This window comes from Pseudomonas hunanensis (genome assembly GCF_013393325.1).
Taxonomy (GTDB): Bacteria; Pseudomonadota; Gammaproteobacteria; order Pseudomonadales; family Pseudomonadaceae; genus Aquipseudomonas; species Aquipseudomonas putida_P.
On the sequence record NZ_QJRC01000095.1, the window covers coordinates 907,423 to 933,238 of the forward strand.

Below are 25,816 nucleotides of genomic sequence, written 5' to 3' on the forward strand. Positions count from 1 at the left end.
GTACAGCCAACGGCGGCGAATGCTATATGTGGGCGTATCGCCACCAGGACCTGTGTCTATGAAATCCATCCAGCTTCGGCCGGTTTCGAAGCTTTCTGCAGAACAACAAGCCACCGAAAGCCTTCGTGAATCGATCTTGTCGGGGCATCTGAAGCCCGGTGAGCGCATTACCGAAACGGCACTTGCCGATCAGTTGGGCATCGCCCGCGGCACCTTGCGCACCGGCCTGAACCGGTTGGCGACAGAGGGGATCGTGGTGCAGACGCCGTATGTGGGCTGGCAAGTGGCTGAGCTGACAGCCGACGACATCTGGGAAATCTGGACGCTGCGTGGCAGCCTGGAACGGCTGGCCGCCACACTGGTGGCCAAGCAAGGCGATGCGCAGGTGCTGCAGGCGATCGAAGCGGCGTTTCTGGCGCTGCAGAAGGCCTGTGCCAAAGGGACACGCAAGGCCATCAACCAATGCGACTTCACCCTGCACCAGGCCATTATCGAAGGTACCGGCCACCAGCGTCTGATCCGCCAGTACGCACTGGTACAGCAGCAAGTGCGCTGGGTCATCAACACCACCAACCTGCTGATGCATACCAGCCCCGAGACCATCCTGGAGCAGCATCAGGCCTTTGTGCAGGCGATCCTCAAGGGCGAGAGCGAGACTGCCGGCGAACTGGCCTGGCAGCACAATGCCTACGATGGCGAACGGCTGGTGCAGTGGGTGCAGGGGAACGCCTGATGGGTGGGTTAGCCCTGTAAAAAGCCGATGAAACGCCCCCGCCGGGCCATTTCAATCCAGCACGGGTCGAAGCAGCGCCTGCGCCTCGTACAGTGCCGGTAAGTAGCGCAGCCGTACCTCATCCACGCTAAGCCGTGATGCATGGGTCGTGATGGTCAGCGTCGCCTTCAACTGACCGGCCCGGTCCAGCAACGGCACACCCAGTACCCGCATGCCGATTTCATATTCCTGATCAACGATGCAGAAACCCTGCGCCTTCACCCGCTGCAACGCAGCCTCCAGCTGTGCCCGGTCAGTCTGCGTGTAAGGCGTCAACGCACGCAGCGGGTTACGCACGAAGTACTCATCCCGGTCCGCCTCATCCAGCCAGGCCAGCCAAACCCGCCCACCGGCCGTGCAATGCATCGGCACCCGAGAGCCCGGCCTGATCGACAACGACGCCACATGGCTGTAGCGGCTGCGCACCAGGTGGATGATCTCGTCACCATCGCGGGTACCCACCGATACATGCTCCTGCGTCTGCCGCGCTACCTGCTCCACAATCGGCCGCAGCATGCGCGGCAGTTGCGCCGAGTCGACATACGCCTGGCCAAGGCGCAAGGCCTTGGGCGTCAACCAGTACTCACGGCTGTCCGTTTCGGCAAAGCCTTCATGTACCAAGGTCAGCAGAAAGCGCCGTGCAGCGCTGGGCGTAAGGCCGGACAGCCTGGCCGCCTGGGGCACGCTCAGGCGTGGCTGCTCGGCACTGAACAGTTGCATCAGCGCCAGGCCTTTCTGCAAGCCCGCGATCAGGTCACGGGGGTGAATAGCGGGTGTGCTCATGCATTCGGCTCGCAAGCAGGGGACAAAAACAGCCGATTACTGCGATAACCGGCTCATGGTTGCGATTATCGCACTAAACACCCGATGAGCGCATTGTTGCCCACGCCCCTCTGGCCCACCCTTGCCGCCATAACAACGCCAATAAGGAGGTCAGCATGATTCGTGGTTCCACTGAACTGGTCGCCATCGTCGGTTCGCCCATCGCCCAGGTGAAGTCCCCGGAAAACTTCAACACTTGGTTCACCCACAACAATTGCAACCTCGCCATGCTGCCCATCGACCTGCATGAGGCAGCGTTGGACAGCTTTGCCGGCACCCTGCGCGGCTGGCAGAACCTGCGCGGCTGTGTGGTCACCGTGCCGTACAAGCAGGCCCTGGCCAACCGCCTGGACGGCCTGAGCGAACGCGCAGCGGCCCTGGGCTCGGTCAATGTGATACGTCGCGAGCGCGACGGGCGCCTGCTGGGCGACAACGTGGACGGCGCAGGCTTCCTGGGCGCTGCGCGCAAGCATGGTTTCGAGCCAGCGGGCAAGCGGGCCTTGGTGATCGGTTGCGGCGGTGTTGGCAGTGCCATCGCCTATGCACTGGGCGAGGCAGGTATTGCCAGCATCACCCTCAGCGACCCCAGCACAGCGCGCATGGGTGCGGTGTGCGAATTGCTCGGCAGCGCCTTCCCCGGGCTTACGATCAGCACGCAGTTCAGTGGGCTGGAAGATTTCGACCTGGTGGCCAACGCCTCGCCTGTCGGCATGGGCAACAGTGCGGAACTTCCACTGTCCGCCGCCCTAGTGGCCACTCTACAGCCCGACACCCTGGTCGCCGACGTGGTCACTTCGCCCGAGATCACCCCGTTGCTGAACCGCGCACGCCAAGTAGGCTGCGCGATCCAGACCGGCCCGGAAATGGCCTTCGCCCAACTCGGCCACCTTGGCGCCTTCATGGGCGTAACGCCGCTGGAGATCTGAAACCATGGCGACCACTGACGAGACGCAACACCGCTTCGACCTGGTGGTACTGGGCAGCGGCGCCGGTGGCTTTGCCGCTGCCGCCACGGCGGCCCGCCGTGGGCTGAAGGTACTGGTGGTGGAAAAGGCCGAGCACTTTGGCGGTACCTCGGCGATATCTGGCGGTGCGGTGTGGCTATACGGCACCGATCAAGCCCGCGCCGCCGGAGCCAAGGACTCCCCCGAGGCCATGCGCACCTACCTTAAGCAGGTCATTGGCGATGGCTATGACGCCACCTTGGGCGATGCCTTCATCGAGCATGGCCACCAGGCGCTGCGCTGGCTGGAGCAGAACACCGAGTTGCGCTATGCCCTGCGCCCACACTCGCCCGACTACTACCCCGATGCCCCCGGTGCCACTCAGTTCGGTCGCGCGCTGGAAATGGTCGAGTACGATGGCAAGCACCTCGGCGCACGCTTCAAGGACCTGCAGATGCCCCCGCCCGGGATGCTGCTGTTCGGCGGCATGATGGTCAACCGCGTGGATATCCAGCATTTCCTGAGCATTCGCCGCTCGCCCAGGTCGCTGTGGCACTGCCTGAAACTGATGGCGCGTTACGCGCGGGACCGCCTGCAGCACCCGCGTGGCACGCGGCTTACCACCGGCAATGCATTGATCGCCCGCCTCGCCACCAGCGCTTTTGCCAACGGCACGCAGCTTTGGTTGCGCAGCGAAGCCGTGGAGTTGATCGTCGAGCGCGGCGTAGTCACTGGCGTAGTTGTACAGCGCGAGGGCCGTCGTGTGCGGGTATCTGCTCGTGGGGGCGTGGTGAGCGCAATGGGCGGGTTCGCTGCTGGCGCACTGGCCGCCAACTACAGACCGCCCCAAGAGGCGCCGCACCTGACCATGTCACCGCCGGCCAACGACGGTGCCGCCCTGCGCCTTTGCCAGGCCGTGGCAGCAGCCGAGGGCGAGGGCCTGGCGGCCAACTTCTTCTGGGCGCCGGTTTCCGAACTGCGCCACGCCGGGGGTGAGCGTGAACGCTTCCCGCACCTGGTCACCGACCGCGCCAAACCTGGCGTGATTGCGGTCGACCCGGCCGGGCGGCGCTTCGTCAACGAATCCGACTCCTACCACCATTTTGTGCAGACCATGTTCGCCAACGGCATTGCCAGTTGCTGGCTGGTCTGCGATGCCGAAGCGATGAATCGCTACGGGCTGGGTCTGGCGCGGCCAAAGCCGGTGAACAACCAGGCGTTGATCGACGCCGGCTACTTGTACCGGGCCGCAACACCACAAGCCCTGGCCCAGGCCATTGGCGTCGACCCACAGGTGTTTGCGCAAACCCTCGAGCAGTTCAATGCCGATGCCCGCAATGGCATCGACCGCGAGTTCGGCAAAGGCAGCAACCGCTACAACCGCTACATGGGCGACCCGCAACACACGCCCAACCCCTGCCTGGCGCCATTGAGCAGTGGGCCGTTCTACGCCATCCGCATCCACACCGGCGACCTCGGCTCTGCCCGCGGCCTGGTGACCAACGCCGATGCCAACGTGTTGAACCGTAGCGGCCAGCCCATCACCGGGCTGTATGCGGTCGGCAACGACATGAACTCATTGATGAAGGGGACCTACCCCGGCCCCGGCATCACCTTGGGCCCTGCCCTCACCTTCGGCTGGCTCGCTGCCAACCACATCACCGCGCGCCTGCAGGCGCCGACTGCCCACACGGAGACCCCAGCATGTACTACGAACTGAGAACCTACACCCTCGACCCACTGAAAATGGCCGACTGGCTGGCCCTGTACCAAAGCCATGCGCTGGAAGTGCAAAGCGAACACCTGGGCAACCTGGTCGGTTTTTTCACCAGTGAGTTCGGCGACGTCAACCAGGTGGTGCACATCTGGGGCTACGCCAGCCTCGACGAGCGCATGGCTCGCCGCGCAGCCATGGCGGCAGACCCGCGCTGGGCGGAGTTCTCGCGGCGCAACCGCGAGCTGGGTGCGGTACAGCGCCTGCAATCGCGGCTGCTGCGGCCGACCGGCTTCTCACCGCTGCAATAAACCGCACGCCACCTCTTCCCATGCCTGAGTGGACCCCTTCCATGCAACCCCTCGACTGTGACGTACTCGTCATCGGCGCCGGCGCCTCTGGCCTGGCTGCCGCCGTAACCGCCGCACATCACGGCCTGCAAGTGATCGTGGCGGAAAAAGCCAGCCAGCTGGGCGGCACCAGCGCCTGGTCGGGGGGCTGGTTGTGGATACCACGCAACCCGCTGGCCATCGCCGAGGGCATCCTTGAAAACGACGATGCCCCGGAGCGTTACTTACGAGCGCAAACCCACACCCGCGCGCTGGACCCACGCCAACGCGCGTTCCTGCGCCATGGCCCGGAGATGGTGGCGTTCTTCCAGCAACACACTGCCGTGCAGTTCCAGTGCGGTAGCCGTATGCCCGACATGCGTGAAGGCGATGGCAGTGCACGCGGCGGGCGCTCGCTGTGTGCGCTGCCCTATGACGGTCGCCTGCTCGGGCCTTGGCTGCACAAGCTGCGCCCGCCGCTGGATATCGTCAGCCTGGCCGGCATGGGCGTTGCCGGGGGCGCCGACATGGCCGCCTTCTTCAACGCCACCCGCTCGCCCAAGGCGGCGCTGCATGTGGGCAAACGCCTGTTGCGTCATGGGCGCGACCTGCTGCTGCACCGTCGCGGGCTGCAATTGGTCAACGGCAACGCGCTGGTGGCGCGCCTGCTGCGCAGCGCCCTCGACCTCGGCGTGACCTTGCTGACCGACAAACCCGCCAGCCGCTTGCTGGGCGAAGGGCGGGTCAGCGGCGCACTGTTCGCCGATGGCCAGGTCATCCATGCCCGCCGTGGTGTGGTGTTGGCCTGCGGCGGCTTCCCGCATGACCGCCAGCGCATCGCGCAGCTGATGCCGCACGCGCCTGGCGGTGACCAGCATTACTCTGCAGCGCCCAGGGAAAACAGCGGAGACGGTTTGCGCCTGGGCGAACAGGCCGGTGGCCTGGTACCCACCACTGCGGTCCATAGTGGCGCGTGGGCACCTGTGTCGCGGGTGCCGCGACGCGATGGCGGTTTCGGTCATTTCCCGCACTTGATCGACCGCGCCAAGCCCGGGTTCATTGCCGTGCGCCGCGATGGCCGGCGCTTCGTCAACGAAGCCGATTGCTACCACGATTTCATGAACGCGCTGTTCGCCGCCACGCCGCAAGGCGAGCGGCCAGAGGCCTGGCTGATCTGTGACCACACTGCGCAACGGCGCTATGGCATTGGGTGGGCCAAACCGTTTCCCTTCCCTACCCGCTTCTATCAGCGCAGTGGCTATTTGCACAACGGCGCTACCCTGGCGCAATTGGCGCAGCGCTGTGGGATCGACGCTGCGCAGTTGCAGCGCACGGTAGAAGGCTTCAACCAATATGCAGCCCAAGGTAGAGACCCTGCTTTCCAGCGAGGAGTATCGGCATACAACCAGGCCCAGGGCGAACCGCAGCAAGTGCCCAACCCATCGTTGCGCCCGCTGCTGAAGGGGCCGTTTTACGCGGTAAAACTGCTGCCAGGCAGCCTTGGCACCTTCGCCGGCCTGGGCACAGACGCCTCGGCCCGCGTGCTGGGCCACGCGGGGCAGCCGATACCCGGGCTGTTTGCAGTGGGTAACGACATGCACAGCGTGATGGGTGGGCACTACCCGAGCGGCGGTATTACCCTTGGGCCGGGGATGACCTTTGGGTATCTGGCCGGGAGAGCATTGAGTGGCTTGAGCTCAATATGACCACAGCGAGGCCTGATTTTCGAAACGGCTACTCATAGGGTTACTCCATCTGAGCAACCTTGAGTGGCTGTTGCAACAACCCTCGCGGTAAACGGAAGCCCTTGAACGGCTGCTGGGTAATGGGATTGAAGGCCTTTTCAGCATTCAACCGATAGCGCATCACACCGTCACCCGTCCTGAAGCTCAGGTCCACGCTGGTTGCCGTGCGCCCATTCAGCGAACCGCGGCTGAGCAAACGGAACATCGACCATGGGCCACGGTACTCAAGGCTGCTGCTATTGCCGCTCTGCCTGAGTAGGGTCAGGTTGCTGCGCACCTGCTGCCCCAAGGTATTTGGCCAGACGATACCGGTGATCTGGCGTGGCCCATGGGTATAGGAGATCAACTGGCCATCCAGGTCCAGCAGGCTGGTACGTTGGTTCGCGCTGAGACCCAACGGCTCGATGCTGAATTGCACACTCAGCTTTCCACGCTGATCGAAGAACGTTTCACGAATGCGATCCGCCAACTCGAGCTGCTCGATCACATCCTCACGGATCAAGGATTGCCCGTACTGGCTAGAATGCAAGGCCTCGAGGTTTTCCTTCAGGAAGACCTTGAGATAGCGTTCATTAAACTGCTGCAGGCGCCCCTTCGGCCCGAAGAACGCCTCGAAGTCATCCAGCGCAGCATCGGGCGCCCTCACCACAAAGGGGTAGCGGTTTGCCAGGCGTTGCTGGAAGAAACTGTACACTTCAGCATCCCAGCGTCGCTCCAGTTCGCGCAATGCTTCAACATTCAGCACTTGGGCAGTCTGATCGGCAAGCTTTCTAACCTGGTGGTTGATTGGCTCCGGCAAGCCTGTGGCAATACGTTGCAGGGTGCCGATCGGGTCCTGCCCTGTCATCGAAAAGCGTTGATGCACGGCTTGCAGTGCGGCCTTGCCACGATCCGGGCTGTCCTGAACGGCCTTGGCGTAGTTCAGCACGGCCGCTATCGCACCAAGGGTTTCATCGTAGTAGGTCGGTTTTTCTCCTGTTGCCTGCAACATGGCGCCCAACCCTGCAAACGCCCGCGGAATGGCCAAGGTTTGCTGTTGATCAGGCTTGGCTGTTGGTGGTCGCAGCTTGGTCACTTCGCTCGGTGTTTCAACCACCGCAGGTGAAGCAAGCGAAGTGTTATCTCTGACTGTTTCCAGCAGCCGCTGCAAAGGGGCTGCGGGGCCGGTCAATTGCTCCAGAATCGTGACACCATGATCCAGATCACGGAAGTCAGCCACGGTGAATGCATTCAAGGCGCGACGCCAACTGTCGATGTAATCGGCGCTGTAGAGGTTGTGCAACCTTTCGGTAAGCGCATGCCTGTCAATGTCCGAATAGTCGAGTTGGCTGCGCTCCCCCAATGCCCACTGATCGACCATCGCCATCTCAGCGAATCGCTCGCTGCGCGGCGCAAAGTACTCTCTGAAACCTTTGGCAGTCAGCATAGGGGCCAGCGTTACATCCTCCCCCTGGGCACCGGAAGATGTCTGGTAAACAACGTCGAATGCGGGGCCCACCTGGTGACGCAGGTCCAGGCTGGTGTGCAGTTGCTCGTGCGCCTGTTGCTTCAGTCCCGTGTAAACCCGCAGTGGCAGAGGTAGCTCACGCAACGCCTGCTGTACTTCGTTGACGCGCTGCCGGTATTGCGGCAAATCGGCATCGGCATAAGCCAAGGCGTACTTCAGATGCTGCATGAGGTCACGCTGCAACTGCCCTTGGCCAGGGAAAGCCTGTTGCCACTGACGTGCCATCCAGTCTTCGACCCATTCAGGCCTGCGGCTATGGCGCTCTTCGATCATACGGTAAACCCTAAGCGCAGCCATTTGTCGTTCGCTACCCGGTGTTGCTGCGTTCATGACGTCAATCACGCCGCCGGCCAATGCAGGCAAAAAGCGCTTGGACAACAAGCTCAGGTACGCCTCGTCAACCAGAGGACCGATGTTGCGCCCCTCATACAGGCCAAAGTCGGCAACACCCGGCCACGCCGTGCGATAGTCACCGAATACCGCCACCGCATCGCGGATCCGATCCAGAGGCTCCAACAAGTTGCGCCCGGTCGGATCAAGACGCTGATCCACTTCGCGCTGGCTGTATTCCTGGCTCTTGGCAAGCACGCTGGTAGCCTTGGAACTATTGATATCGAAGTAGCGTTGCCAGCTGCCGATGGCGACACTGAACGCCAGGATGCCTACGCCCGAGCCAACCCACAGCAACTGCCGCTTGCTGCGCGTCACCCGGATGTTGTCGCCTGCCAGACCGGCCTCTTGATAGATAACTCGCCTGAAGGCTTGCTGGATGAAATAAGCCAACGCCTTGCCCTGAGCCTTGCCTTCAAGCAGCGGAAGTTTAGTCTTGTACGGCTGTGCTGCTTCGCGAACGAACACATTGCGGATGTCGCCTTGCTGCACCACTGACGACCAGTACACACCTCGTACCAGCGCAGGCGTGGTGAAACGGTCACTCGCCAACGTTTCACGCAGAAAGGTCAGCAGTATCGGACGCAAACCGATCAGCTGTGCATGCAGTGAGAACAGCTGCCCGCGCGGTGCTGTCTTGCCCAGCACATCCAGCCGATCAAAGACCTGTTCATTCAACTTGGCGAGCAGCCGACCGTATTGCTGGTCGTACTCTTCCAGCCAGGCGTCGAACGTATCGACCGCATCCAACTTGAAAGTGAACCCCAACAGGCTTTCACGCTTGGCGGCCGAAAGTTTGCTGTATAACTGATCGAAGCCATCCAGCAGATCGAATTTGGTCAGCACCACGTATAGTGGCAAGCGCGATCCCAGCTGACTGCTCACTTCGTAAAGGCGTGTGCGTAAGCCATGGGCCAGGGCGGCGCGTTGCTCTGGCTTGCCATGCAGCAGTGCCGGTAGATCGACAACCAGCAGCAAACCATTGAGCGCCCGCCGGCTTCTGTTGCGCAGCAGCCAACCCAATAGATGCTCCCACAACCTGGCCTGGGTGCCAGGCGGCGCGGAGGGATCGGTGGCCGCCGAGCCCGCTGGTGGATTCTGGCTGATAAAAATACCGGGCGGGTCAATGATTACAGCATCGTCGCTGACCCACCAGCCCACCGGATAGGCCAATGCTTCAGCCTGTCGGCCTCGTGCCTGAGCCTGGTCGATGCGCGTCAAGGTAAAGCGTTGATCGCTGCGGTCGACGAAGCTGGTTTTACCGGACTGTTCGTCACCCAACACCAGGTACCAGGGCAGCCGGTACAACGCACGTCGCCCACCCGCATTGTCAAGGTACCGGTCAAGCCCTTGGCTCAGCGCCATCTCTTGCGCCTGCACAAAATGTAGCGCCCGGTCTTGTTCGGCGGCCACTACCTCCCGACGTTCCGCTTGCAGGCGACGATAGCGTATGCGCAGTACTACAAGACAGCCTAGAAGTAGCATCAGCAGGAAAACAAGGCTTGCCAAGCTGCGATGCAGCACACTCGCCAGTGGCTTTTGTTCATACCACGACCATTGCGGTCCGAGCCACCAGATGGCGACCAGCATCAGTGCGGTGCCCAACCCGAGCAACAGCGGCAGCGCCAAGCCCGCGCGCGTTACCCACTGCAGCCCCCAGCGTTTGAATGGGTTCCATATTTGATTCATCGAGGCTCCTGTTCCTTGTTTTGATCAGCCAGCGCAGGGGATCCCGCGTACTGCTGAAGGCGCTGGAAAACCGCCGGTTCCCACAGATTGGCAGTGGTTTTCTGCATCGTTCTGGCAACGCTGGCGCACAAGTCCTGGGCCAGCCAGGACACGCCCCGCGCGGCCAGTAAATCGGCAGCGATCACTGTGGTGTGGCAGCGCTCACGGGGAGCTCGGAAGTCCGCTTGCAGCGCTTGTAGCCTTAGCAGCACCGCTTCTACGCCAGCGGTTTCCAGCTGACTGATCAGTTCCTCGCGCAGGCCGCCAAACTCTTGTGGGGTTGATCCTTGGGCAGAAGGCCCTTGCGTGCCCTTGAGCCAGGCCAGGCTTTGGTCGTCGACAAACACCATGCCGTCGCTGAAGCACAGTTGCTGCAGCGCGGGCATGCGCTGCACAAAACGAGCAGTGGCGCTACGGATGGCTTCGGCCACTTCACCCATCGCCAGCCGCAAGGCGACCGTCGCAGCTAGAAAGCTGCCACGAACCCAGAACGGGCACGCCGTCACGCTCTTTTCAATGCGCTGAAGTAATGCGGGGTCGATCGCTGTGCTGGCAATCGCTTCTTCATAGACCCGCGTGATATCCAGCGGAACCGACATCAATTCCGTGCGGTTGCCCTGAGTGGCTTGAGGGGCCGCCTGAATGTGCCCCCACAATCCGAAACGCCGTAGCTGGTACCCGGTAGGGTCGTAAGGGTCCTGCTGGTTGATGAGCTCGGCCATAGCCAGCACTGCCCGTCGTGTCTCACGCTCATTACCCATCGTCACGCGCGGCATTGGCGCTGCGATGACATCGGTCAGTGGCGCCGGCTTTACGCTTGCAGCCGGCGCCTCGGGCGCGGCAGCCTCGCCGACGCCATTGGCAAGTTCCGTGTGCTTGCGTAGCAGGCGCTCAAGTTCGCCCAGAGCGGCTCCCTCCAGCTGAACCGCATCCTGTTGTTGCAGGCGTTTCAACGCAGCCTGCGCTGCCGCCGCATGAGTCGGTGTGTAGGTAAAGCGATCAAGACGCGGTAGCGCCTCGGCCAAGCGATTGATCATCAGACCAACCAGCTTGCGCTTGACCAGAAAACCCTTTGGCCCTGGCTTGGGGTGAGCGTGCTCCCAGTAACACTCGATCATGCCGGCCAGCAACGCCAAGGTGAAACCCCAGCGCTCCCAACATCCGCCACGCAGCCATGCAGCACTCAGGTGTGCGACGATTCGCAAGTGCTTGCATTGCTGGCTCAGGTACTGACGCGACGCCTCTTCGATGTAAGCCCAGTCGATGGAGGCGTCCTGTAGCCCACCCAGCTTGACCATCTCCTGGTCGATAGCCTGGTAGGTTTCGTCCTCGACATCGAACAAACCAGCCGGGACGGCCGGATCAATCGGCGCTAGCAAGCGAGTGATCTCGCGCTCCGATACTTGCGCTACCACCGGCATAAGCTTCGCGCCTGGCTGATCAATGGGTCGAGGCCTTGTGCATCGAAGGTCAGCCCGTCGACCTCGTCGTGATCACTGACAACCTCGATGCGCTGGGCTCCAATGAGCCTTCTGATCTGCTCGATCGCAGGCAGGCCGCGCCCCGCATCGAGCACTTGACCATTCTCCATCACCTGCCACTGCGTTTCTGTGGTGGACCACCCCTCCCCCACCAGCCGCACCTTGACCCAACTCGGCTCGATGGGGCGTCTGGCAATCAGTTGCAACCTGGAGATGGCCTGAATGCAACTGATCGCCAGGTAGGCAGGTTCGTTACCCGAGGCTATGGCGGGTGCTGAGATCACAAGTTCTGGTGCGCCTGTAACGTCCTGGACTCGCCTTTCGATGCGAAACGTCAGGTCATCCCGTGGCCGTGCGGCTTCATTTGCCATCACGCGCAGCACTGTAGGGGCCTGCTGCTCTGGTGCAGACCACTGCCGATGTGTCTTGTACGCCGGGGTGCCGGCAGCCTGATCGAAACAGGCCAGTCGCTCGACATTGGACACAATCCGAGAACAGTCCCGTGTGGGGCCTGCCAGTACCGGCTGCAGAAAAAACAACAACGAGAGACCGGCGCCATATGCACAAGGGTTAATCATCCTGAGTTCATTCTCCAAAAGTATAAACGCCCTACATGACCGCACGAACTTTCCTACAAACTCATTTAAATGCACATATACACACATCCAGCTCCAGCAAAACCCGCAGAAGCCTAATACATCGCGAAGAATGCATACAAACAAATATTTACTTACACATTTGCACTCGACCAAACAACAACTTCCCATGCATGGTTTTTATACGCAACGAGAAACTAAACCACCCCAAATAACAGACGCAAGAAACTTCCTACAGAACTCAAACCAAATTAAACACACCTTTGTTTAAACATCCTACAAACCAAAAAGGAGTTAGGTATTGATGTCTAGAAGCACGGGATCTGTCGCACCAAAAGAGCGCGTCAATATCAAGTATGTCCCCGCCACGAGCGATATGCAGGCTGAGGTGGAGTTACCTCACAAAATGCTGGTTCTGGGAGACTTCGGCCTGAATGACAACCGTGCGCTTGAGGACCGTCAGGCCATGCGCATCGATAAACACACATTCAACAGCGTGTTGAGCGACGCCAACGTGAGCCTGGACGTGTCTGTGCCGTCCATGCTCGGCACAACCCCGGACGCCGACCTGGGGGTTCACCTGCAATTCAAGTCCATCAACGATTTCGGGCCGGACCAAATCGCACGCCAGGTACCCGAGCTGAACAAGCTGCTGGAACTGCGTGAAGCGCTGGTCGCCCTGAAGGGCCCATTGGGCAACGTCCCCGTTTTTCGCAAGCAATTGCAGCACCTGCTGAACAACGAGCAGGCACGTAAACAGCTTGCCCAAGAACTGAACCTGGTACTTGAAGCACCAGAAAATGACTGAGACAACGGAGCGTCCTCATGCCTAAGCCTAGCAATACCAACATCAGCGAAGACACAACGACCGGCACGATAAGCAATGCCACCTTGCTCGACCAGATCATGGCAGAAACCAAACTAATACCCGCGCATGAGGGCTATCAGGTTGCCCGGCATGGCGTATCTGCCTTCATCGCCGAAATCCTCAAAAGCAATGACCCGGATCAGTTGATCAACAAGCACCGGGTCGACCAGATGATTGCAGAGGTTGACCGGGTACTCGGCAAACAGATGGATGCCATTCTGCATCATCCAGAGTTCCAGCAGCTTGAATCTTCATGGCGCGGCCTGAAAATCCTGGTAGACCGCACCGACTTCAGGGAGAACATCAAGCTCGAAGTGCTGCATGCGAACAAAGAAGACCTGCTCGATGACTTCGAAAATGCTGCAGACATTACCTGCAGCGGCATTTACAAACATGTTTATACCGCAGGTTACGGTCAATTCGGGGGCGAGCCGATTGCGGCCATGGTTGGTAACTACAGCTTCGGCCCCTCTTCGCCGGATATCAAACTGCTGAGTTACATGGCCTCCGTAGGCGCCATGTCTCACGCACCTTTCCTGGCCGCGCCTTCTCCTGAGTTCTTCAACTTGAGCAGCTTCGAAGAACTGCCCAATCTCAAGGAAATAAAAGATCTCTTCGCCGGCCCTCGGCACGCCAAATGGCGCGTATTCCGTGAAAGCGAAGACGCCCGTCATGTCGCTTTGACCGGGCCGCGTTTCATGCTCCGCTCCGCCTACCACCCGCAGGAAAAACCGATCGAGAGCTTCAATTATCACGAAAACATCGCCGGGCAGCATGACAACTACCTGTGGGGCAACTCCACCTTCCTGCTGGCCAGTTGCATCAATGACAGCTTCGCCCGCTACCGCTGGTGTCCGAACATCATCGGTCCGCAATCGGGCGGCGCCGTCGAAGACCTGCCAGTCCATCTGTACGAGTCCTTGGGCCAGTTGCAGGCCAAGATTCCTACCGAGGTTCTGATCTCCGACCGCAAAGAATTCGAACTGGCCGAAGAGGGTTTCATCGCCCTGACCATGCGCAAAGACAGCGACAACGCCGCGTTCTTTTCGGCCAACTCGGTGCAGAAACCCAAGAACTTCCCGAAAACCCCCGAGGGGCTACAGGCACAGACCAATTACAAACTGGGTACCCAGTTGCCCTACCTGTTCATCGTCAACCGGCTGGCTCACTACATCAAGGTGCTACAGCGCGAACAGATTGGTAGTTGGAAAGAGCGCCGCGACCTTGAGTCCGAGCTTAACAAGTGGATCAAGCAGTACGTCGCGGACCAGGAGAACCCGTCTGCCGATGTTCGCAGTCGCCGGCCGCTTCGTGCCGCCAAGGTCGAGGTATCGGATGTTGCCGGTGACCCAGGCTGGTACCAGGTTTCGCTCGCTGTTCGCCCACACTTCAAGTACATGGGCGCGAATTTCGAAATTTCCCTGGTCGGGCGGCTCGATACGCAATGAGTGGGCTTTTTGATCGCTTGAAGCTGGATCAGTGCATCAGCCGGAAGGCCTCCCGGCGGGAGAGCGCTTCCCACAAATTCGCCGCCATCAAGCGCCACCTAGAAACGCTGCTCAATGCCCGCCAGGGGTGCTCTCAGAGCAGCCCTGAGCTAGGCCTGCGCGACTTCAACGGGCATGACGCAAACAACGGCGACTTGCTCGTACAGGTGAGCGCGGATATCCGCCGCACGCTCCAGCGATTCGAGCCACGCATACAAGTGCGCACGCTAAAAGCAGTGCCTGATGCCCATACCCCGCTAGAGCTGCATTTCAAGCTGGACTGTCTGGTACGGGTCAACAACCACACTGAGCAGCTGCAACTTGAGCTGCTGGTCAACGGGCACAACCGCTACACCCGAGTGAGGTGACCGATGTCACTGAAAGACAGTTTCAGCGAAGAACTGCGTTACCTGCACGAACTCGGGAACGACTTCGCCAAAGACAACCCACAACTCGCCCGGTTGCTTGGCAACGGTGCCAGCGACCCCGATGTCGAACGCCTGATGGAAGCCTTCGCATTCCTGACCGCCAAGCTTCGGCTCAAGCTGGAAGACGACCTGCCAGAGCTGACCCATCCCATGCTGCAGTTGCTGTGGCCGAATTATCTGCGCCCCCTCCCCAGCGCAACGATCATCCAGTTCAGCCCGATCAAGCAATCCCTCAGCCAGTCACAACGCATCCCAAAGGGGTCGAGGCTGTTCTCGAAACCGGTAGACGGCGTGGCCTGTGAGTTTCGCACCTGCACAGCGGTCAACGTTCATCCATTCGAGATCGACACGGTGGCCGCAACCCAGACACTTGACAGTTCTGTGGTCAGTATCGGCCTTCAAATACTGGTCGAGCGGCCGTTGAACAGTTTGGGCTGTACCAGCATCGACTTTTACCTCTCCGGCGATACCCGCACGGCACGCACGCTTTACCTGTGGATTTCTCAATACCTCAAGCATGTCAGCGTGGCCATCGATGGCGAGGCACGTCGTCTGCCGGCAAACAGCATTACGTTCCCAGGGTTCAGCCCCGATGACGCCATGCTGCCTTACCCACAAAACGTCTTTGATGGTTACCGGATCCTGCAGGAGTACTTCGCTTTCCCCCAGCGCTTCCACTTCTTCAGTGTGACTGGGCTGGAGAAAATCTGGCCAGCTCATGACAGCGCGCGCATATGCCTAGAGTTTCACTTCACGCGCCAGCTACCCGACTCGTTGCGTGTCGGCAGAGCAGATTTCAACCTGTTCTGCGCACCTGCGGTGAACCTGTTCCAGCACAGCGCCGAACCTATCGATCTGTCCGGCGAGGACGCCTTGGTTCCACTGAAGCCCAAGGGCACAGAGCCGCACGGATACGAAATCTTCAGTGTCGACCAGGTCATTAGCACCCGAACGACAACAGACGGAAAAATCGGTGAACACCTACGTACCTTCCGTCCCTTCGAGTCGTTTGCCCATGAAATCGAGCATATTCAGGGGCGCACGGCGCTGTACTACCGCTACCAGCTGGAAGAGTGCCTGCACGGCGATGGCGTCATGCATCGAATCGCCTTCGTCCGTGCCGACGCCAATAGCTACATAGGCGAGCTGGAAACCGCGTCCATCGACCTGACCTGCACTAATCGGGACCTACCGCTGGCGCTGGGCATCGATGACATCAACGTCCTGACCGAACTCACGCCCCCGCTGGCCACCTACACCAACCTCTGTAAACCCACCCGTCCCTGCCGCCCGGTGCTGGACGGCCAGTTGCAATGGGCATTGATTTCAAACATGTCGCTCAACTACCTCTCCCTGCTCTCGGTAGAGCCGCTTAAAGCAGTGATCCGAGCCTATGACTTCATGGCCCTACACGACATCCAGCAGGCCCGCACCACCCGTAAACGCCTGGAAGGTATGCGCGATATTCATACACAACCCATGGATTGGCTAATAAAGGGACAACCTATTCGTGGTCTGCACACCCGGCTGAAACTGGACCAGACCGCCTTCCTTTGCGAAGGCGACTTGTACTTGTTCAGTTGTGTGCTCGCCCACTTCTTCGCCCTGTACGCCAGCATCAACTCCTTCCACCAGTTGGAAGTGATCAACACCACCAATAATGAGCACTACACATGGCCAATACAGACCGGCAAGCAACCGCTGATCTAGCCGACAAGCTGCTCTCGGAAGCGCACCAGTACAACTTCTTTCAGTTGCTGGAACGGCTGCATGGCTTGCATGGCGATGATCTGGAACCCCGTTGGCCGGATGAAGCAACCCGGCTGCGTGTGCGCCTGGCCTGCGACCCCCGGCTGACCTTCCCCGTTTCGGACGTGTACAACGCCCAGCGGATGCACACTGAGGAGGAGCGCTACCGAGTCGTTGCCACGTTCATGGGTTTGCACGGTACTGATTCACCGCTGCCCACCTATTACCTGGAACAAGTGGCCTATGAACATGCACAGGGCATTGGTGTGCGACCGGCCTTCTTCGACTTTTTCAACCACTACCTGCTCAGCCTGTTACACCGGATCTGGCGCAAGTACCGCTACTACATCCGTTTCCAGCCAGGTGCCAGTGACGGGTTTTCGCAATACGTGTTTGCCCTGCTGGGGCTTAATGACAAACAGCTGCGAGGGGACACGGCACTCCCGTGGAGCCGGCTGCTCAGCTTTGCTGGCGTTATCGCCAGCCGCAGCCGTGCGCCGGGCACCGTGGCCGGCATCATAGGACACTGCTTCGACCTCAAACACGTACAGATTCGCGAGTTCGAGACGCGTTCGGTACCCACAGCGGCCAGACAGCTTGTAAGCCTGGGCCGCTCTAACGGCCAGCTGGGCAGCACGTTCATGGTCGGCAGCCGCACCCGCACCCGCAGCAGCAAGTTCACCATCGTGATCAGCGAACTCGACCAAGCGCAGATGCGGGACTTGCTGCCCAGCGGCATCAACTTCGGCCGTTTGCGTGCACTGATCGGCTTTCTGCTGCGTGACGGGCTGGCCTACGACCTGGAACTGCGCCTGAAGCAGAACGCATTGTCGCCTTTCTGCCTGCACCGCAGCCAGGGCGCCTACCTGGGCTGGACCAGCTTCTTCGATGACCAGCATGGCCAGCTCAGCCCTGTCGTGCAGTTCAGGGGGCGTTCTTGAGCACTTTGACCTTGAGCATCATCAACCTCGGCCAACTGCGGCATGACATGACAGCGCGGCATCGGTTCGATTGCAAAGGCGGGACCATCGGAAGCAGGCGGGCTAACTGGTGGCTCAATGACCGTGATCAGGCCGTGGCGCCTATCCACTGCGAAATCCGCTGGATTGAAGGCAGCTTCTGCGTGATCGATCACTGCCACCGCACCTATATGAATGACAGCTCCGTCTGCCTGGGATCACTCCCTCCCAGGCGCCTGATGGAAGGGGACCAACTTCGCATTGGTGCTTATCGACTACAGGTGCAGTACGCCCAGGATCCAGCATGCACGCATGCCCTGGAGGACCTGTTCAACCCAGATCGCAGGGTACTCGACCGCTTGGTAGCCGAAGCCCCTATCAGCCCATGGCAGGCCAAACCTACTCCCAGCCAACCTGTCGCCGAGATCTGCTCGGTCTTTGGGACTGACATGGGAAATGATCCCCTGGCGGCGCTGGAGGCAGCGGCCTGCGTAGCAACATCGCCAGAAAACCCACTGCAACGCCTGATTGCAGGAGAACGTCCATGACGAGTCATCCATTGCTGTTCGCGCCTCTGCTGATTGCGCTGGTGGGGTTGGCCGGCTGCACGTCTCTAAGCAGAGTGAGTCAAGTGGTCATGGACCCTTCTCTACCCATCGGGCCGCCCAAGGACCACCCAACCCAGCTCGCGTTCAGCATCAATGCCAGCCCTACCCTCAACGGTAACCCGAACAGCCTTGACGTAGCGGTCGAACAGGATACCGCCTTGGAGCCCAGCCCTTACGCAGTGACCCTGAGTGCTGATGACCCCTACGCGTTGACCGAAAAAATCGGGACTTTGTTCGAGTACCTGCAAGCACAATTCCCGGCCATATCGCCCGTCGAGATGGATGAGGAAAACGACAGTCCCCAGGCTCGCTCCCCTCTGGAAGAAAGCGCCCCCGGCAGCTATGACGACCCAACGGTGGTGCTGACCTTACCGCGCAGCGCAGCCGCGGCCTCGGAGCAGGTCGCCACGCCCATGGCCATCAAGATCCTGCAACTGCGCGACGATTCGTTGCTGCGCAACACCGTCTACCAATTGCTGGACCAGGACCCGGCCGCAGCCCTGCGCAGTACCTACATCCGTGCTGATGACTATTTGCTGAGCCCTGGCCAGTTCAAATACATCCCGTTCGAAGCTATCCACGCCGAAACCCGTTTCGTGGCGGTGATTGGCGACTACCGAGGCCACGAGAACGCCAGCTGGCGGCAAGTGCTGCGTATTCCGCCGCGTGGCCACCAGATCGTGCTGTCGGTATTGGTCAACGACACGCACATCGTACTCAAGGAAGAAGACTGATGGCGCCTCCACTCCCATTGCCCTTCCCGCCTACTCTCGCTGACAAGGAGCGCCCATGAGTTCACGCAACCCCGTCCTTTGGCCCGAAGGCCTGTTCGTAAAACCACAGCATTTCCAACAGGCGGCCAGGGCCAGTGAAGCAGCCCTGCACCAGCGCCTCGCCAGCCTCAATGCAGCGTTCTATGGCTTCAGCGAAATACAGTTGAACGACGAGTACCTGAGCCTTGGCAAGATAGCCATCACTCGGGCGCGAGGCGTCATGCCGGACGGCACGGTATTCGACATTCCCGCCGACCTGCCACCACCACCGCCACTGGAAATCGGTGACGACACTTGCAAGGACAGCGAGGTGTATCTGTGCCTGCCGCTGCGAACCGATGGGGGGCGCGAAGTGAGCTGGCCCGACAATGCTGCTAACTTCCGCTATACCGCCCAGGCACAGGAAATCAAGGATACCCACACCGCCGATGGCGACCTGGTAAACGTAGACCTTGCCGTGCCCAACCTGCAGCTCAAGCGCAAGGCCCAGGACAGTAGCGCCTACACTCGCCTGGCACTGGCACGCATCCTGGAACGGCGCCCCGATGGCAGCCTGCAGCTGGACGAAGCGTTCTACCCTACCAGCGTGTCAGTGCGGGCGATACCGGCACTGCAGCGGTTCCTGGACGAAATCACCAACACACTGCGCGAGCGCGCGCGGGGACTTGCCACACGCATTGGCGCATCGGGCCAATCCGGTATCGCCGATATCCGCGACTTCAACCTGCTGCAGGCCATGAACCGTTGGTGGCCATGCTTTCAGCACCTGGCCAGGCAAGCGCAAACGCACCCCGAGCAGCTGTACCTGAGCATGAGCCAGGCCTGTGGCGAATTCGTCACTTTCACCGACGAAAACAGACTGCCGCAGGAGTACCCGGCGTATCACCACACTGCACTGCACACCTCTTTCAAACCGCTGGAAAACACCTTGCGCCGATCCCTGAGCACGGTCCTGCGGCCACGCGCCGTGTCGCTACCGTTGGAGGGCGAAGCATTCGGCGTGATGACAACCACGCTAGAGGACCGTCGCCTAATCGACGAAGCCGACTTCATCCTCGCCGTGCGCGCCGACCTGCCGCCACAGGCTTTGCGCCAGATGTTCATCCAGAAAGCCAAGATTACTTCACTTGAGTCATTGATCGACCTGGTGCCGCTACAACTGCCGGGCATCCCTTTGCGACCACTGCCGGTGGCCCCGCGTGACCTGCCCTTCCATGCAGGTTTCAGCTACTTCGAGTTGGACCGGCGTGACCCGACCTGGGCATGCATGGCCAAGGCAAATGGCTTCGGTATCCACATCGCGGGCGAGTTCCCAGGACTTGAGCTGCAGTTCTGGGCGATCAGGAGTGAGTGAAATGGGAGGACAGAACAACACGCCAACCGGTGAAAAAAGCACTGAAGGCAGCCAGCTCACGTCAGCACTCAAACAGCCAATGGCAGACGCCCAGGTCAAACCACCCCATGCGCAAGCGCCCATGGAGAAACCTGAGCCTGAACCGATCACTGAAGGCTACCCCGCCGATCCGGAGTTTCAACTGCGAGGTGGTTTTGCCAACCTGATGCTGGATGCCGCATCGCCGTTGTTCGGCCTGGTTATCCGCCTGCGTACGCTTGATGAATTGCCAAACATCAAAGAAGTGCATCAACAAGTTCGCAACCAGATCGACAACATTCAGGAAGAAATACGCCAGCACGGTTACGAGCCTGCTCAGTTATTGGCGTATTCCTATGGACTGTGCCTGTTCATAGACGAGGCCGTCATGGAACGGCCCTGGGGTAAGAGCAGCTGCTGGAGCCAGGAGCCGCTGCTGAGCATCTTCCACGACGAAACCTGGGGTGGGGAAAAAATCTTCACCGTGATTTCCCGTCTGATGCAGGAGCCCAAGCGTTATCAGGACGTACTGGAGTTCATGTACTACGCCCTGTGCCTTGGGCTCAGGGGCAAGTACGCCCTCGCGCCCAAGGGCGAAGAAACACTCAACGCACTGATTCACCAACTGCACGGGATCATTCGCGAACTACGCGGCCCCACGCCAGAAGAAGTCTGCGACCCCTACACCAACGTGGCCCCACGAAATTTCCGCATGGACCGGCAGTGGCCCTGGTGGAGCCCCCTGGTGATTTCGGCCATCGCAATGGCTGTGGCCTACGGCATCTACAGCTATCGCCTGCACCTGATTACCACCGAGGTAGTGGAGTCGCTCAACGGCATCTTGCAGCAGTAGGTCGCACGCGTAATTAACGATTTAGCGAGGCTTCTGCCTTGTTGACAAGCCCATCGCTTCTGATGGCCACGCCACCTGTGGTGCGCGTGTCAATTCACATGGACGCAGGAGAAACTGCCATGCCAACCCCCGCTTACATCAAGATCGAAGGCAAGACCCAAGGCAACATCACCGCAGGCGCATTCACCTCCGACTCAGTCGGCAATGTATTCGTCGAAGGCCACGAAGACGAGATTCTGGTGCAGGAGATCAAGCACCAGGTGACCGTTCCCACCGATCCGCAAAGTGGCCAGCCTGCTGGCCAAAGGGTGCACAAGCCCTTCATTTTCACCAGCTCACTAAACAAAGCCACACCATTGATGTACCAGGCGCTGGCCAGCGGCGAAATGCTGCCAGTCGTTGAAGTGAACTGGTACCGCACCTCGGTGGAGGGGAAGCAAGAGCATTTCTTCACCACCAAGCTGGAGGGCGCCACCATCGTGGACATCAATACCACCTTGCCGCATGCCCAAGACCAGACAAACGCTAACTATACGCAGTTGATCGAAGTGGCAATGTCATACCGCAAGATTTCCTGGGCCCACGTGACGGCGGGTACGGAAGGCTCCGACGACTGGCGCAAACCGATCGCCTGATCTAACGAAAAGCCTGGGCAGCCATGATCTGCCTGGGCACTTCGAAGTCTTAAACGGCGAACAAGGACTGCATATGCCCAGCCGATCTAGTTTGCGATACAGCTTCCAGCCCCAGGTGGGAAACGCTGAATTCGAAGTGGTGTCGTTCAAGCTCAAGGAGGAGCTCAGCCAACCGTTCACATTAACCCTGGAGCTGATCAGCTTCGAGCACGATGTCGACTTTGGCCACTTGCTCGACAAACCCGCGCTGTTCACCATCTGGGACGGTGCCCACCCCGTACGTTACGTACACGGCCTGATCAGCAGCTTCAGCCAGGGCGAGAGTGGTTTCTCCCGCACTTACTACCATGCCTTGGTCGAACCCCAATTGGCCCGTGCCAGGCTTCGCTCGAACTGGCGCATCTTCCAGCACAAGACCGTTCCGCAAATTCTCGAGCTCATGCTCAAGCGCCAAGGCATCGTCCAGTTCGACATGCGCACTAGCATGGACCATCAGGTACGCGAGTTCTGCGTACAGGCCGGCGAGACCGACCTCGACTTCATCGCCCGCCTGGCAGCAGAGGAAGGCATCGTCTACCGCTTCGAGCACAACGATGAACGCCATGGATTGATCATCACCGACAGGCTGCAATCACTTGGCCTGATCAGTCATGGTGCCATCAAGCGCGAGGACAACGACGAAGGCTTCGACGAAGACGACGCGCCCTTGGCCCCCGACACCGTGCTGTACCTTTCCAGCAGCGGCGGTGACCAGCCTAAATCCTGCCTGCGGCGCCTGCGCTACAGCGAACAGGTGCGTACCGCACGACAAGTCCAGCGCGACTACACCTTCACCCACCCGGCCTATCGCCAGGAGCACAGGGCGTCCGGCCGTTACCTGGAGCACCAGTCCAAGGATTACGAGTGCTTCGACTACCCGGGCCGTTACAAACGCGATGCCGTTGGTAAACCGTTCACCGAAAATCGCATCACTGCCTTACGACACGATGCGCGCGTTGCCGAGGTCGAGGGTGACGATGTACGCCTGCAACCGGGTCTGAGCTTCAACCTGACCGGTCACCCACGGGAAAACCTGAATGTGCATTGGCGGGTAAGCGCGGTCAGCCACGAAGGCAGCCAGTTCACCAGCCTGCAGGAAGAGGCGTTCGGCGCTGAGCAAAGCACACGTTACGAACAAAAAGCTGTGCTGGTTCCGGGCCGAATCGAGTGGCGCCCTGCGCCCTTGTCCAAGCCACGGGTTGACGGCCCGCACATGGCAACCGTGGTTGGACCACAGGGCGAGGAGATCTACTGCGACCAATGGGGCCGGGTCAAAGTCAGCTTCCCCTGGGACCGTGAAAGTGAAAACAATGAATTCAGCTCCTGTTGGGTGCGCGTGTCGCAGGGCTGGGCCGGTGGGAGTTGGGGCACCATGGCCATCCCGCGCATAGGTCAGGACGTGATCATCCACTACGTCAACGGCGACCCCGATCAGCCGATGATCACCGGCCGCACCTACTGCGGTAACCAACTGCCTCCGTATGACCTGCCTCAGCACAAGACCCGTATGACCATCAAGAGCCAGACCCACAAGGGCGATGGCTTCAATGAGCTGCGCTTCGAGGATGAACTGGGCCAGGAGGAAGTGTTCATCCATGCCCAGAAAGACCACAACATCGTGGTCAAGCATGACGAAAGTACCCAGGTCGGCAATGACCGCACGGAACAGGTCAATAACGACGAGTCGATTTTGATTGGCCATGACCGTACTGAAACGGTTGGCAATGACGAACACGTCACCATTGGCCAAGACGCCGCGCTCGATATAGGGCGCAACCAAACCATCAAGATAGCCAATGACCGTGTTGAAACCATCGGCAATCACCGCCACGACCACATCGCCGCCAATCACCACATCACTATTGGAGGCAACCTCAAGCAGCAGATCGAAGGGCTCGCCGAGCTGGAAGCCCGAGGAGCAATCCACAGGCGTACCCGCCGCTATGAGCTTCGTACGGCAGAAGCAGTGATCATCCAGGGCCCCGGGGGCTCTATCCAGATCGATGAGACCGGCATCACCCTGAACAGCCCGACAATACGCATCAACGGCCAAATCCTCAAATCGCCCGATGGGGCAACCAACCCCTTTTCAATCAGCAGCGCGCCAGTCACTGGCAAACCTCTGGAACGTCAGTGTGGGCGTCGCCCCGATGGCGTCTGTCCCTTGCCCGACTGCCGTTGCATCGGGGGGGCAGGTCGATGAACACCGCACCCTCGGACACGCTTCCAAGCACGTACTTCGGCAACAACGCACGTTTCCTACTGCTAATGACTAACGTGCTCGAGTACTGGGCCTACCGGCCAATATCCCAAATACTCCCGAATGGTGAGCTGATCCCGGCCTATGCCCCTTGGGTAATTGATCTTGTCCATGCAGTCAGCCCAAACACCCAGTATGCGTGGCTGTGGAGGCGCAGTGCCCTGGACGAGCGCTATGACTTTGGGCCATTGCTGGTAGACGTGTCAGACGCGCCAGAACTGCTTACCCATGCAATCTCGACCTGGATGCCCATTGGTGGTGCCATCGCGCTGGATGCCGATGTTGGCCTTGCCGAGCTGGCGGACCACTTCACCAGCCTCGTACAGATCTCGCTACCGGATCAGGGGCTGGCCACTTTCCAGTTCAAACCGGACCACCTCGCGGCGTGGCTGGATGCATTGGATGACGACCATCGAGCTACGTGGCTCGGGCCTGTCACTTCGCTGGCCTGGCGAGTCAACTGGGGGCCAGCTCACGAGTGGAAAACGCTACAGCGCAGCCCGACGCTTGCGCGCCCCTTCAGCCAAGCCCCACTTCCCCTTCGCAAACTTGAACTTGAGCGGTTTCAAGCAGGCATGCACGAACACTTCGTGCTCACGCTGGCACACGAAGTGTTGGCCCTGCCACAGCACGCCACCCGCACCTTGCCCGACATCAGGCAATGGATTGAATGCCTGCTGCCGCAATTCAAAGCCCTCAACTTTCGCGAAGAGGAAGTCGTTGGCCAGTTCATCAGGTTGATTGCCAGGCACATGTGGCTCATGACCGATGACCAGGCCGGGAAGGTCTACACCAACCTCGAGGAGTCACCTCAGGGTCGCCTCCGCGAACTGCGCGCACTGATCGAAAGCAAGGAACACATCCATGAATGACTCCAACGCCAGCAGCGCCACTTCCGGCCCTGCCTGCAGTGCACGCATCCCCATCCTCCCAGTGCGCTATGCCATCGTGCCGCGTACCGGCGGCACCCCCGCCTGCCGCTATGCCGATGCAGGCTTCAACCTCGAACAAGGCTTCGCTCCGCTGCAGCACTCGGCCTACACCCTCCGCGCCCTGCGTCAGGGCTATGTCTATGTGTTCATGAAAGGCCCCCTGGGCGAAAAGCTGGTCATCCATGAGTACGTTGGCGCAGGCCTGTACAAGGAACTGCGCTATCAAGGGCTGGAGGGCTACCATCTGCGTGAACGCTACCTCTCCAGCCGCACCCTGGGCTGGGTGTGGGCCGATACCTGCCCCGATACCGCCAAGGAAGTCTGGATCGGCTACAGCCCACACCTGTGGACCAACGCCATGACCGCCCGCATCACCGGCTCGCCTGCCCTGCGCAAACGGCACATGCGCCAGTTGGACATGGCCGAACTGGTGAGCGGCAACCAAGCGCCGTCCACCCAGCCCCATGTGCTGCCGGTCAGCGCCCTGCAAACCTGGGTCGAAGACTTCAAACCGCCCCACCGGCGCATGCCGCTGACCTGGAGCAGCGACCCGATCAGCGAAATCCTGCCCATCGGCAACCTCGTCGCCATGGCGCGGCACTACCCCTACACCCAGCCGAAAGTGCCGGTGGTGGTCGCGCTTGCCGACGCCGAAGGCATGGCCCTGGACCTGAGCCTGTCGGTCTCGGCCTACCAGCATCAGCTGCGCGACCTGATGCCCGCCGAGCAACTGGAGCACACCAAACCCGCACAACCGCCCGAGCAGGAGCGCGTGCCGGCGTGCTACCGGTTGGATGCCGAACAACTGAGCGTGCAAAGCCGCGA

General features: G+C 60.3%; 22 protein-coding genes. 18 read left to right on the forward strand and 4 right to left on the reverse strand.

Annotated features, from left to right (window positions below; genetic code table 11):
• Nucleotides 1–58 precede the first annotated feature (58 nt).
• A complete protein-coding gene (locus tag DM807_RS20920; protein ID WP_012272836.1) occupies nucleotides 59–733 on the forward strand; it encodes a GntR family transcriptional regulator in 675 nt (224 codons plus the stop codon).
• 51 nt (nucleotides 734–784) lie between these two features.
• Here DM807_RS20920 and DM807_RS20925 read toward each other — a convergent pair whose 3' ends face one another.
• Entirely contained in the window at nucleotides 785–1,555 is a 771-nt protein-coding gene (locus DM807_RS20925; protein WP_012272837.1) for an IclR family transcriptional regulator, read from the reverse strand.
• Nucleotides 1,556–1,710: 155 nt separating this feature from the next.
• Here DM807_RS20925 and DM807_RS20930 point away from each other — a divergent pair, with 155 nt between their 5' ends.
• Genes DM807_RS20930 through DM807_RS20945 form a run of 4 tightly spaced genes read left to right on the forward strand, consistent with a single transcriptional unit; the run spans nucleotide 1,711 to nucleotide 6,287 of the window.
• On the forward strand, nucleotides 1,711–2,520 hold the full coding sequence (locus DM807_RS20930; protein WP_012272838.1) for a shikimate dehydrogenase family protein: 810 nt from the start codon (nucleotides 1,711–1,713) through the stop codon (nucleotides 2,518–2,520).
• Nucleotides 2,521–2,524: 4 nt separating this feature from the next.
• Nucleotides 2,525–4,258, forward strand: a complete 1,734-nt coding sequence (locus DM807_RS20935) for an FAD-dependent oxidoreductase (protein WP_179027846.1) — start codon at nucleotides 2,525–2,527, stop codon at nucleotides 4,256–4,258.
• Nucleotides 4,243–4,563, forward strand: coding sequence for an NIPSNAP family protein (locus DM807_RS20940; protein ID WP_012272840.1), 321 nt, complete (start codon nucleotides 4,243–4,245; stop codon nucleotides 4,561–4,563). The genes DM807_RS20935 and DM807_RS20940 overlap by 16 nt, the downstream gene beginning before the upstream one ends.
• Before the next feature lie 41 nt (nucleotides 4,564–4,604).
• Nucleotides 4,605–6,287 (forward strand): FAD-dependent oxidoreductase, encoded by a 1,683-nt coding sequence (locus DM807_RS20945; RefSeq protein WP_012272841.1) that lies wholly within the window; start codon nucleotides 4,605–4,607, stop codon nucleotides 6,285–6,287.
• Between the two features lie 40 nt (nucleotides 6,288–6,327).
• Here the strand turns inward: DM807_RS20945 and tssM are convergent, their stop codons facing one another.
• From tssM to vasI, 3 genes are read right to left on the reverse strand one after another with little or no spacing between them, the layout of a single operon-like run.
• Nucleotides 6,328–9,912, reverse strand: a complete 3,585-nt coding sequence (tssM, locus tag DM807_RS20950; protein WP_179027847.1) for a type VI secretion system membrane subunit TssM — start codon at nucleotides 9,910–9,912, stop codon at nucleotides 6,328–6,330.
• A complete protein-coding gene (gene tssA, locus DM807_RS20955; protein WP_179027848.1) occupies nucleotides 9,909–11,372 on the reverse strand; it encodes a type VI secretion system protein TssA in 1,464 nt (487 codons plus the stop codon). The genes tssM and tssA overlap by 4 nt, the downstream gene beginning before the upstream one ends.
• Nucleotides 11,360–11,917: a type VI secretion system-associated protein VasI gene (vasI, locus tag DM807_RS20960; RefSeq protein ID WP_231118558.1), complete on the reverse strand. Its 558-nt coding sequence runs from the start codon at nucleotides 11,915–11,917 to the stop codon at nucleotides 11,360–11,362. Before vasI ends, tssA begins: the two co-directional genes overlap by 13 nt.
• Nucleotides 11,918–12,332: 415 nt before the next feature.
• Between vasI and tssB the strand changes: the two genes are divergently transcribed.
• The 13 genes from tssB to DM807_RS21025 all read left to right on the forward strand — a co-directional run.
• Nucleotides 12,333–12,836: a type VI secretion system contractile sheath small subunit gene (gene tssB, locus DM807_RS20965; protein WP_012272845.1), complete on the forward strand. Its 504-nt coding sequence runs from the start codon at nucleotides 12,333–12,335 to the stop codon at nucleotides 12,834–12,836.
• A gap of 17 nt (nucleotides 12,837–12,853) precedes the next feature.
• Complete coding sequence (tssC, locus tag DM807_RS20970; RefSeq protein ID WP_179027849.1) at nucleotides 12,854–14,344, forward strand: type VI secretion system contractile sheath large subunit; 1,491 nt, start codon at nucleotides 12,854–12,856, stop codon at nucleotides 14,342–14,344.
• Nucleotides 14,341–14,751, forward strand: a complete 411-nt coding sequence (tssE, locus tag DM807_RS20975; protein ID WP_060493685.1) for a type VI secretion system baseplate subunit TssE — start codon at nucleotides 14,341–14,343, stop codon at nucleotides 14,749–14,751. The genes tssC and tssE overlap by 4 nt, the downstream gene beginning before the upstream one ends.
• 3 nt (nucleotides 14,752–14,754) lie before the next feature.
• A complete protein-coding gene (gene tssF / locus DM807_RS20980; RefSeq protein WP_012272848.1) occupies nucleotides 14,755–16,521 on the forward strand; it encodes a type VI secretion system baseplate subunit TssF in 1,767 nt (588 codons plus the stop codon).
• The gene (gene tssG / locus DM807_RS20985; RefSeq protein WP_012272849.1) at nucleotides 16,485–17,501 is read left to right on the forward strand and encodes a type VI secretion system baseplate subunit TssG; all 1,017 of its coding nucleotides are present in this window, start codon (nucleotides 16,485–16,487) and stop codon (nucleotides 17,499–17,501) included. The genes tssF and tssG overlap by 37 nt, the downstream gene beginning before the upstream one ends.
• A complete protein-coding gene (locus tag DM807_RS20990; protein WP_179027850.1) occupies nucleotides 17,498–18,067 on the forward strand; it encodes an FHA domain-containing protein in 570 nt (189 codons plus the stop codon). The genes tssG and DM807_RS20990 overlap by 4 nt, the downstream gene beginning before the upstream one ends.
• Entirely contained in the window at nucleotides 18,064–18,861 is a 798-nt protein-coding gene (gene tssJ / locus DM807_RS20995) for a type VI secretion system lipoprotein TssJ (protein WP_012272851.1), read from the forward strand. The genes DM807_RS20990 and tssJ overlap by 4 nt, the downstream gene beginning before the upstream one ends.
• Before the next feature lie 55 nt (nucleotides 18,862–18,916).
• Complete coding sequence (gene tssK, locus DM807_RS21000) at nucleotides 18,917–20,254, forward strand: type VI secretion system baseplate subunit TssK (protein ID WP_179027851.1); 1,338 nt, start codon at nucleotides 18,917–18,919, stop codon at nucleotides 20,252–20,254.
• Between the two features lies 1 nt (nucleotide 20,255).
• The gene (gene icmH, locus DM807_RS21005) at nucleotides 20,256–21,125 is read left to right on the forward strand and encodes a type IVB secretion system protein IcmH/DotU (protein WP_012272853.1); all 870 of its coding nucleotides are present in this window, start codon (nucleotides 20,256–20,258) and stop codon (nucleotides 21,123–21,125) included.
• A gap of 119 nt (nucleotides 21,126–21,244) precedes the next feature.
• On the forward strand, nucleotides 21,245–21,760 hold the full coding sequence (locus DM807_RS21010) for an Hcp family type VI secretion system effector (RefSeq protein ID WP_179027852.1): 516 nt from the start codon (nucleotides 21,245–21,247) through the stop codon (nucleotides 21,758–21,760).
• A 73-nt stretch (nucleotides 21,761–21,833) separates the two neighbouring features.
• Nucleotides 21,834–24,002 (forward strand): type VI secretion system Vgr family protein, encoded by a 2,169-nt coding sequence (locus DM807_RS21015; RefSeq protein WP_179027853.1) that lies wholly within the window; start codon nucleotides 21,834–21,836, stop codon nucleotides 24,000–24,002.
• On the forward strand, nucleotides 23,999–24,931 hold the full coding sequence (locus DM807_RS21020) for a DUF4123 domain-containing protein (RefSeq protein ID WP_179027854.1): 933 nt from the start codon (nucleotides 23,999–24,001) through the stop codon (nucleotides 24,929–24,931). The genes DM807_RS21015 and DM807_RS21020 overlap by 4 nt, the downstream gene beginning before the upstream one ends.
• Nucleotides 24,924–25,816: T6SS effector BTH_I2691 family protein (locus DM807_RS21025; protein ID WP_280526549.1), on the forward strand; the 893-nt coding region annotated here is incomplete at its 3' end. The genes DM807_RS21020 and DM807_RS21025, both read left to right, overlap by 8 nt.

What these genes read in the sequence shown, in the direction of transcription:
- DM807_RS20920 (WP_012272836.1), top strand. Translation starts at nt 59, where the DNA reads ATGAAATCCATCCAGCTTCGGCCGGTTTCGAAGCTTTCTGCAGAACAA.
- DM807_RS20925 (WP_012272837.1), bottom strand. Translation starts at nt 1,555, where the DNA reads ATGAGCACACCCGCTATTCACCCCCGTGACCTGATCGCGGGCTTGCAG.
- DM807_RS20930 (WP_012272838.1), top strand. Translation starts at nt 1,711, where the DNA reads ATGATTCGTGGTTCCACTGAACTGGTCGCCATCGTCGGTTCGCCCATC.
- DM807_RS20935 (WP_179027846.1), top strand. Translation starts at nt 2,525, where the DNA reads ATGGCGACCACTGACGAGACGCAACACCGCTTCGACCTGGTGGTACTG.
- DM807_RS20940 (WP_012272840.1), top strand. Translation starts at nt 4,243, where the DNA reads ATGTACTACGAACTGAGAACCTACACCCTCGACCCACTGAAAATGGCC.
- DM807_RS20945 (WP_012272841.1), top strand. Translation starts at nt 4,605, where the DNA reads ATGCAACCCCTCGACTGTGACGTACTCGTCATCGGCGCCGGCGCCTCT.
- tssM (WP_179027847.1), bottom strand. Translation starts at nt 9,912, where the DNA reads ATGAATCAAATATGGAACCCATTCAAACGCTGGGGGCTGCAGTGGGTA.
- tssA (WP_179027848.1), bottom strand. Translation starts at nt 11,372, where the DNA reads ATGCCGGTGGTAGCGCAAGTATCGGAGCGCGAGATCACTCGCTTGCTA.
- tssB (WP_012272845.1), top strand. Translation starts at nt 12,333, where the DNA reads ATGTCTAGAAGCACGGGATCTGTCGCACCAAAAGAGCGCGTCAATATC.
- tssC (WP_179027849.1), top strand. Translation starts at nt 12,854, where the DNA reads ATGCCTAAGCCTAGCAATACCAACATCAGCGAAGACACAACGACCGGC.
- tssE (WP_060493685.1), top strand. Translation starts at nt 14,341, where the DNA reads ATGAGTGGGCTTTTTGATCGCTTGAAGCTGGATCAGTGCATCAGCCGG.
- tssF (WP_012272848.1), top strand. Translation starts at nt 14,755, where the DNA reads ATGTCACTGAAAGACAGTTTCAGCGAAGAACTGCGTTACCTGCACGAA.
- tssG (WP_012272849.1), top strand. Translation starts at nt 16,485, where the DNA reads ATGGCCAATACAGACCGGCAAGCAACCGCTGATCTAGCCGACAAGCTG.
- tssJ (WP_012272851.1), top strand. Translation starts at nt 18,064, where the DNA reads ATGACGAGTCATCCATTGCTGTTCGCGCCTCTGCTGATTGCGCTGGTG.
- tssK (WP_179027851.1), top strand. Translation starts at nt 18,917, where the DNA reads ATGAGTTCACGCAACCCCGTCCTTTGGCCCGAAGGCCTGTTCGTAAAA.
- icmH (WP_012272853.1), top strand. Translation starts at nt 20,256, where the DNA reads ATGGGAGGACAGAACAACACGCCAACCGGTGAAAAAAGCACTGAAGGC.
- DM807_RS21010 (WP_179027852.1), top strand. Translation starts at nt 21,245, where the DNA reads ATGCCAACCCCCGCTTACATCAAGATCGAAGGCAAGACCCAAGGCAAC.
- DM807_RS21015 (WP_179027853.1), top strand. Translation starts at nt 21,834, where the DNA reads ATGCCCAGCCGATCTAGTTTGCGATACAGCTTCCAGCCCCAGGTGGGA.
- DM807_RS21020 (WP_179027854.1), top strand. Translation starts at nt 23,999, where the DNA reads ATGAACACCGCACCCTCGGACACGCTTCCAAGCACGTACTTCGGCAAC.